Source organism: Mesorhizobium sp. M7A.F.Ca.US.011.01.1.1, assembly GCF_003998295.1.
GTDB lineage: Bacteria > Pseudomonadota > Alphaproteobacteria > Rhizobiales > Rhizobiaceae > Mesorhizobium.
Window position 1 is genome coordinate 1 of sequence record NZ_RZRT01000122.1, and the last position, 5,796, is coordinate 5,796.

At 61.8% G+C, this 5,796-nt stretch carries 4 protein-coding genes and 1 pseudogene; 1 reads left to right on the top strand and 4 read right to left on the bottom strand.

Going from position 1 to position 5,796, the window contains the following annotated elements:
• Window positions 1–712 (bottom strand): annotated as a pseudogene (locus EOA13_RS36350) (carbohydrate kinase); the annotation flags it as partial.
• Complete coding sequence (gene tkt, locus EOA13_RS36355; RefSeq protein ID WP_127297949.1) at window positions 709–2,769, bottom strand: transketolase; 2,061 nt, start codon at window positions 2,767–2,769, stop codon at window positions 709–711. The pseudogene EOA13_RS36350 and the gene tkt, both read right to left, overlap by 4 nt.
• A 224-nt stretch (window positions 2,770–2,993) precedes the next feature.
• On the opposite strand from tkt, the gene EOA13_RS36360 reads away from it, so the two are divergent.
• A complete protein-coding gene (locus EOA13_RS36360; RefSeq protein WP_127297950.1) occupies window positions 2,994–4,235 on the top strand; it encodes an ROK family transcriptional regulator in 1,242 nt (413 codons plus the stop codon).
• Window positions 4,236–4,242: 7 nt separating this feature from the next.
• Here EOA13_RS36360 and EOA13_RS36365 read toward each other — a convergent pair whose 3' ends face one another.
• Window positions 4,243–5,031 carry an ATP-binding cassette domain-containing protein gene (locus tag EOA13_RS36365; RefSeq protein ID WP_245490595.1) on the bottom strand — a complete coding sequence of 263 codons (789 nt, stop codon included), beginning with the start codon at window positions 5,029–5,031 and terminating at the stop codon, window positions 4,243–4,245.
• A 4-nt stretch (window positions 5,032–5,035) separates the two neighbouring features.
• The coding region (locus EOA13_RS36370) for an ABC transporter permease (RefSeq protein WP_164780576.1) at window positions 5,036–5,796 on the bottom strand (761 nt) is incomplete at its 5' end.

A 5,796-nucleotide genomic window follows, 5' to 3' on the forward strand; every position in this document is an offset into this window, starting at 1 on the left:
CGGTGCGCGTTCGCCATGCTTCAGACAGGCTTCCAGCCGCCGTGCCGATACGGTGCGGCACCGACAGCCTTTCGGAAAGACCGGGCACGATCCCCTGCGGATAGCCTTCGGTCTCGGAATACTGGGCCTTGTAGGCTGCGAACCCGAGACTTCGCACTTCGCGGCCGGTCAACTGCCAGACAAGCCAATCGCCGGACTCGATGAACCTGCCGGCGGCGCTCCAGATGTGCGGTGCCTCGTCCGCGATCTGGGCGGCCTTGGGAAGCAGCCATTCCCCGGAAAGCTTGCCGCCGAAATTGCGCAGGAAGGATCCGCCGCGACGGTTGATCGCATCTGCGAAGGGCTGTGCGGCGCGATGTTTCCACAGCTTGACATACGCATGGGGCTCGCCGGGATGAAGTTCGGAAAGGGCTGTACCGTCGGCAGTGGTCGGCATCGGGGAACTTGCCGAGAAGCCCAGTCCGATCGACTCGATGACCCGACCGCGCCCCAGCGCATCAAGGATTTCTTCCGCCGCGTCGAGATAGTCGGCGGCGTTCTGCAACGCCCATGACCGCGGCAAGGGCGTGCCGTCAGGAAGGCTTTGCGTCATCACGTCATGGCGATAGGCATGCGTGTGGCTGCCGATCTGCTCACCGGTTGCTGCATCCAGAAGGACGCCGCGAGCTGATCCGGTGCCATAATCCAGCCCGATAACGTAAGTTGCGGTCATCTCGCCTGCTGCCCTCCCAACTCCGGCGACGCAGCGCGGCGATGTTTCTCAAGCGCCCTGTAAACCGCCTTCTCGACCGCCTCGACGGTCAAGTGGAAATGTTCGTAGAGCATCTCGGCCGGGGCCGATTCGCCAAACGTGTCGATGCCGACGCATTCGCCTTCGAGGCCGACATATTTGCGCCAGTAGTCGGTCACCCCGGCTTCGACGGAGATGCGGGGAACGCCGCGCGGCAGCACCTCAGCCTTGTAGCCGTCATCCTGCCGGTCGAAAGCACTGGTGGACGGCATTGAGACTACACGAACCGGAATCCCTTGCTTTGCAAGTCGTTCCTGGGCGCCGACAGCGAGCTGTACTTCGGACCCGGTCGCGATGATGACGGCGTCCAGCCGGCGATCTTCCCCGCGCAGCACGTACCCGCCCCTGCGCACCGCTTGAACCTGGGCATTGTCGCGCGGCTGAAACGGCAGGTTCTGGCGGCTGAGTGCAAGACTTGTCGGCGTCGCCACCTGCTCGAGCGCAATCTGCCAGGCAACCGCCGTCTCGACGGTGTCGCATGGTCGCCATACGTCCATGTTAGGCATCAGCCGGAGCGTGGCCAACTGCTCGATGGGCTGATGCGTCGGACCGTCCTGACCGAGCGCGATGGAATCGTGGGTGAAGACATAGATGGCGCCAAGCTTCATCAGCGCCGCCATGCGCAGCGCGTTGCGCGCATACTCCGAGAACATCAGAAACGTGCCACCGAACGGACGAAACCCACCGTGGGCCATCAGACCGTTCATGATCGCGGCCATTCCGAATTCGCGCACGCCGTAATAGATGTAGTTGCCGCCCGAGACGGAGGTGATCGGTTCGGCCCCCGTCCAAAGGGTGAGGTTCGAACTGGCAAGATCCGCTGATCCGCCGATCAGTTCGGGAAGGAAATTGGAAAAGGCCTGAATGGCGTTCTGACTTGCCTTGCGTGTCGCCAGCGTTTCGGCCTTCTCGACGGTTTGCGCAACGAACGCATCCGCCTTGGCGGCGAAGCCTGCGGGAAGATGGTGCGTGGCGCGCCGTTCAAACTCCGCCGCATCATCGGGGTAGGCCGCGCGGTATGCCTCGAAGCGGCGGCGCCAGTCGGCCTCCGATGCAGCCCCCCTGACCGAGGCGTTCCACGCGTCGCCAATCTCTCCTGGAACGTCGAACGGCGCATGCGGCCAATCGAGCGCCAGCCGAGCCCGGCCGACCTCGTCGGCGCCGAGCGGAGAACCATGGCTATCGTGACTTCCGGCTTTCGTCGGCGCTCCCTTGCCGATCATGGTCTTGCAGCAGATCAGCGTCGGGCGGGCTGCTTGCGCCTTCGCCGCGGAAATCGCCCGGTCGACCGCCTCGACATCGTGCCCGTCCACATCGGCAATGACCTGCCAGCCATAGGCCTCGAAGCGCTTGGGCGTATCATCGGAAAACCAGCCCTCGACATGGCCGTCGATGGAAATGCCGTTGTCGTCGTAAAGCACGATCAGCTTGCCCAGACCGAGCGTTCCGGCAAGCGAGCAAGCCTCGTGCGAAATGCCTTCCATCAGGCAGCCGTCGCCTGCCAGGACAAAGGTGTGGTGGTCGACGATGTCGTGTCCGGGTCGGTTGCAGGCGGCGGCCAGCGTCTTTTCGGCGATTGCCATGCCGACCGCATTTGCGAGGCCTTGCCCGAGCGGACCGGTCGTAACTTCAACTCCCGGCGTATAGCCGAACTCGGGATGGCCCGGCGTCCTGCTGTCAAGCTGCCGAAACTGCCGCAGATCGTCGATCGAGACATCGTACCCTGTGAGATGGAGCACGCTGTAGAGCAGCATCGAGCCGTGGCCATTGCTGAGCACAACGCGGTCGCGGTCGGTCCAAGCCGGATTGGATGGGTTGTGACGAAGGTGCCGGTGCCAGAGCGCGACTGCGATCTCGGCCATGCCCATCGGCATGCCCGGGTGGCCGGACTTGGCGTTCTCGACCGCATCCATTGACAGCGCACGAATGGCATTTGCCAGGAGGTCCGGGCGTGCGAAGTCCTTTTGCGCTAACAACATGTGAAACTCCGTCGATCGAGTGACGGAGAAACATCGCAACAGCGCGGGGGATCCACGCAAGTTCATCCGTTTCTCCGGGACGACATCCTCTTACTCATCGATATATCTTTAAGTCAACGTATTATTGCATATTTTTGTACAAAACTTACGCCGTTTTGTTGAGAACACGCCTTTATCTCCCGTGGGTTTATGGCTAAATCTCAGGGCGAACGGGGACGTGCGGAATGGCAAGGACAAATGGCACGGCGGAGCATCCCGCTCTTGCGAACAGTGGTGAAATTCTCTCGCTGATTGCCACCGGCGCCGCCACGTCCCGGTCGGCGTTGCTCGACGCGTCGGGATTGTCACGCGTGACTGTGACCCAGCGCCTCAATGCGCTGATCGACTCCGGTCTGATCCGCGAGACGGCGCGCACCATGCCCAGCGGCGGGAGACCGACGCGCGTGCTTGGGATCAATGAACGGGCCGGTTTCTTTCTCGTCGCCAATATCGGCGAAACCTACATCCATCTTGCCGCAATGGATCTCGAACCCGCAATCGTCACGCAAAGCACAATACCTTTCAACGCATCGGACGGACCGGCGGCTTCCCTCGAGCAGATTGCCGACGGGTTCGACATTCTTGCAGCGAAGGCTCGGACCAGCCATGGCTCACTTTTTGGAGTCAGCCTCAGCATGCCCACGCCGGTCGATTTCAAACGCGGCCGCGTCGTCGGTCCGTCGGTCCTTCACGGGTGGGACGAATTCGACATCATCAGCTGGCTGCGCCGTCGCTTCGATGTTCCAATCTATGTCGAAAATGACGTGAACCTCATGGCGATCCACGAGCATCGCCAGAATTTCCCGTATGTCGATGACATGTTCTTCATCAAGGCGGGAACGGGTATCGGCAGCGGCATCATCGCGGGCGGCAAGATCTTTCGTGGCGCTCAGGGCGCGGCCGGCGACATCGGCCATATCCAGTTCAACTCCGAGAACGCGCCTTTGTGCCGCTGCGGCAAGCTCGGTTGTGTCGAAGCCCGCGCCGGCGGCTGGGCGATTGCCCGTGATCTCTCGAGCAAAGGCTTCCAGGCGGAGAACGCCCGTGATGTCATATCGCTCGTCGAAATGCAGAAGCCGGAAGCCCTGATGCTGCTGCGCAGCGCTGGGCGGGTGATCGGCGAAGTCGCCTCCGATGTCGTCAGTATTCTCAACCCGAACCTGATCGTTGTGGGGGGGACACTCGCCAAGGGTGGAGAGTTTCTGTTGTCGGGTATCCGCGAACTGGTCTACCAGCGATGCCTTCCGCTTGCCACGCGCGAATTGCAGATCGTCCTTGCCAACCCGCCGAAGGACAGCGCGCTTTTTGGCGCTGCCTATCTGGCGCTTGAGGATATCTTCAGCCTTGGGAAAGTGGAGGAGCTCATCGATCGACTTGCCGTCGATCGTGCCAATCCAATTTCACAAGGCAGCACGATTTCCGGGTGACGCTGTTTCAGGTGACGCCCATGATCATCGCGACAAGATCCTTCTGAACGCCTTGGCGTACAATCATCTCACCGACGCTTCGGCCTTGCCGCATGACGACGGCACGATCCGCCACGCGCACGACGTGGTCCATGTTGTGACTGACGATGATGACCGACAGGCCTCGCTCCGGCAGGCGTCTTACCATCGTCAATATCTCGTCGGATTCGCGCACACCAAGTGCCGCCGTGGGTTCATCCAGAATGACCACTCGGCGGGCGAACCCCACCGCCCGTGCAACCGCCACAGCCTGACGCTGGCCGCCCGACATCAGTCCGATCTCCTGGGAGGGCGAGACATGGGAGACGCTCAATGCGCTGGCATATTGCCGCCACTGTCGCTGCTCTTGTCCGGCGGAAAGGAAGCCCAGCGGACCGAGCCAGCGAGGCCACGTCTGCTCGCGCCCGATCAGGAAATTATCGGATACGGTCAGATTGTCGAAAACAGCAAGATCCTGAAATACGGTCTCGATTCCCGATGCACGCGCGTCGGCGGGCGACCGCAGCCGCAATGGGCGTTCGTCAAGCTCGATGTCACCGGAATCCAGCGTTACGATGCCGGTGATCGCCTTGATGAGTGTCGATTTTCCGGCGCCGTTGTCGCCGAGCAAGGCAACAATCTCGCCCTCATGGAGGTCAAGCGACGCACCAGCCAGCGCTGTTACGAACCCGTAGGCCTTGCGCGCGTCCCGCACCGAGAGAACCAGACGTGCATCGGTGGCCATGTTGGAAATGCTGTCAGGCGAGGCGACACTCATTGGCTCACCTGCCTCCGCGCAGCGTTCGAAGGCGGGTCTCGATGTGTTTGCGCAAGACATCGAGCTCAAGCGCCAAGAGGATGCCGATGCCGATTGCCACCGACGACCAGAACGGAGAGACGTCGAGTTGCTGAAGGCCGCTGCGGATGGTGGCGATAATCAGCGCGCCGAACAGCACATTGGTGATGCTGCCGCGACCTCCGAAGAGACTTGCCCCACCGACAACCACCGCCGTGATGGCGTCCAGTTCATAGCCGATGCCGGAAAGAGGTGAAGCCGACCCTGTCCGGCCGTGATACAGCATGCCTGCAATGCCCGCTGTGGCGCCACAGATGGCGTAGGCGCTCATGATCAGCCTGTCGCGCGGAAGTCCAACCCATTGCGCGACATCGGGATTACCACCCACCGCATAGAGCCAGCGGCCCCATTGCGTCCGCCGCAACATGAGCCAGAACAGCCCTGCAAGAACGAGGACCATCAACGCGCCGGCAGGTAAGCCCAGCACCTTGCCGTTTGCAAGCCAATGCACGGCAGGCGAAACACCCACGAGCGTGTTGCCACCGCTGATGAGCAAGGCGACACCGGCAACAATGCCAAGCATGGCCACGGTGACCACGAGGGGCTGCGGAATTCCCCCTTTGACGATGAGGAAGCCGTTGATCAGTCCGACAATCAGGCCAACAAGCGGATAGATGAGCAGCGCAATCGAGCTGGGCTGATCGACACCGGTCAACGTGGCCACCGTAACAACACTCAGGGCTATGA

Excerpts from the sequence above, each read along its gene's own strand:
- tkt (WP_127297949.1), bottom strand. The coding sequence starts at position 2,769 with ATGTTGTTAGCGCAAAAGGACTTCGCACGCCCGGACCTCCTGGCAAAT.
- EOA13_RS36360 (WP_127297950.1), top strand. The coding sequence starts at position 2,994 with ATGGCAAGGACAAATGGCACGGCGGAGCATCCCGCTCTTGCGAACAGT.
- EOA13_RS36365 (WP_245490595.1), bottom strand. The coding sequence starts at position 5,031 with ATGAGTGTCGCCTCGCCTGACAGCATTTCCAACATGGCCACCGATGCA.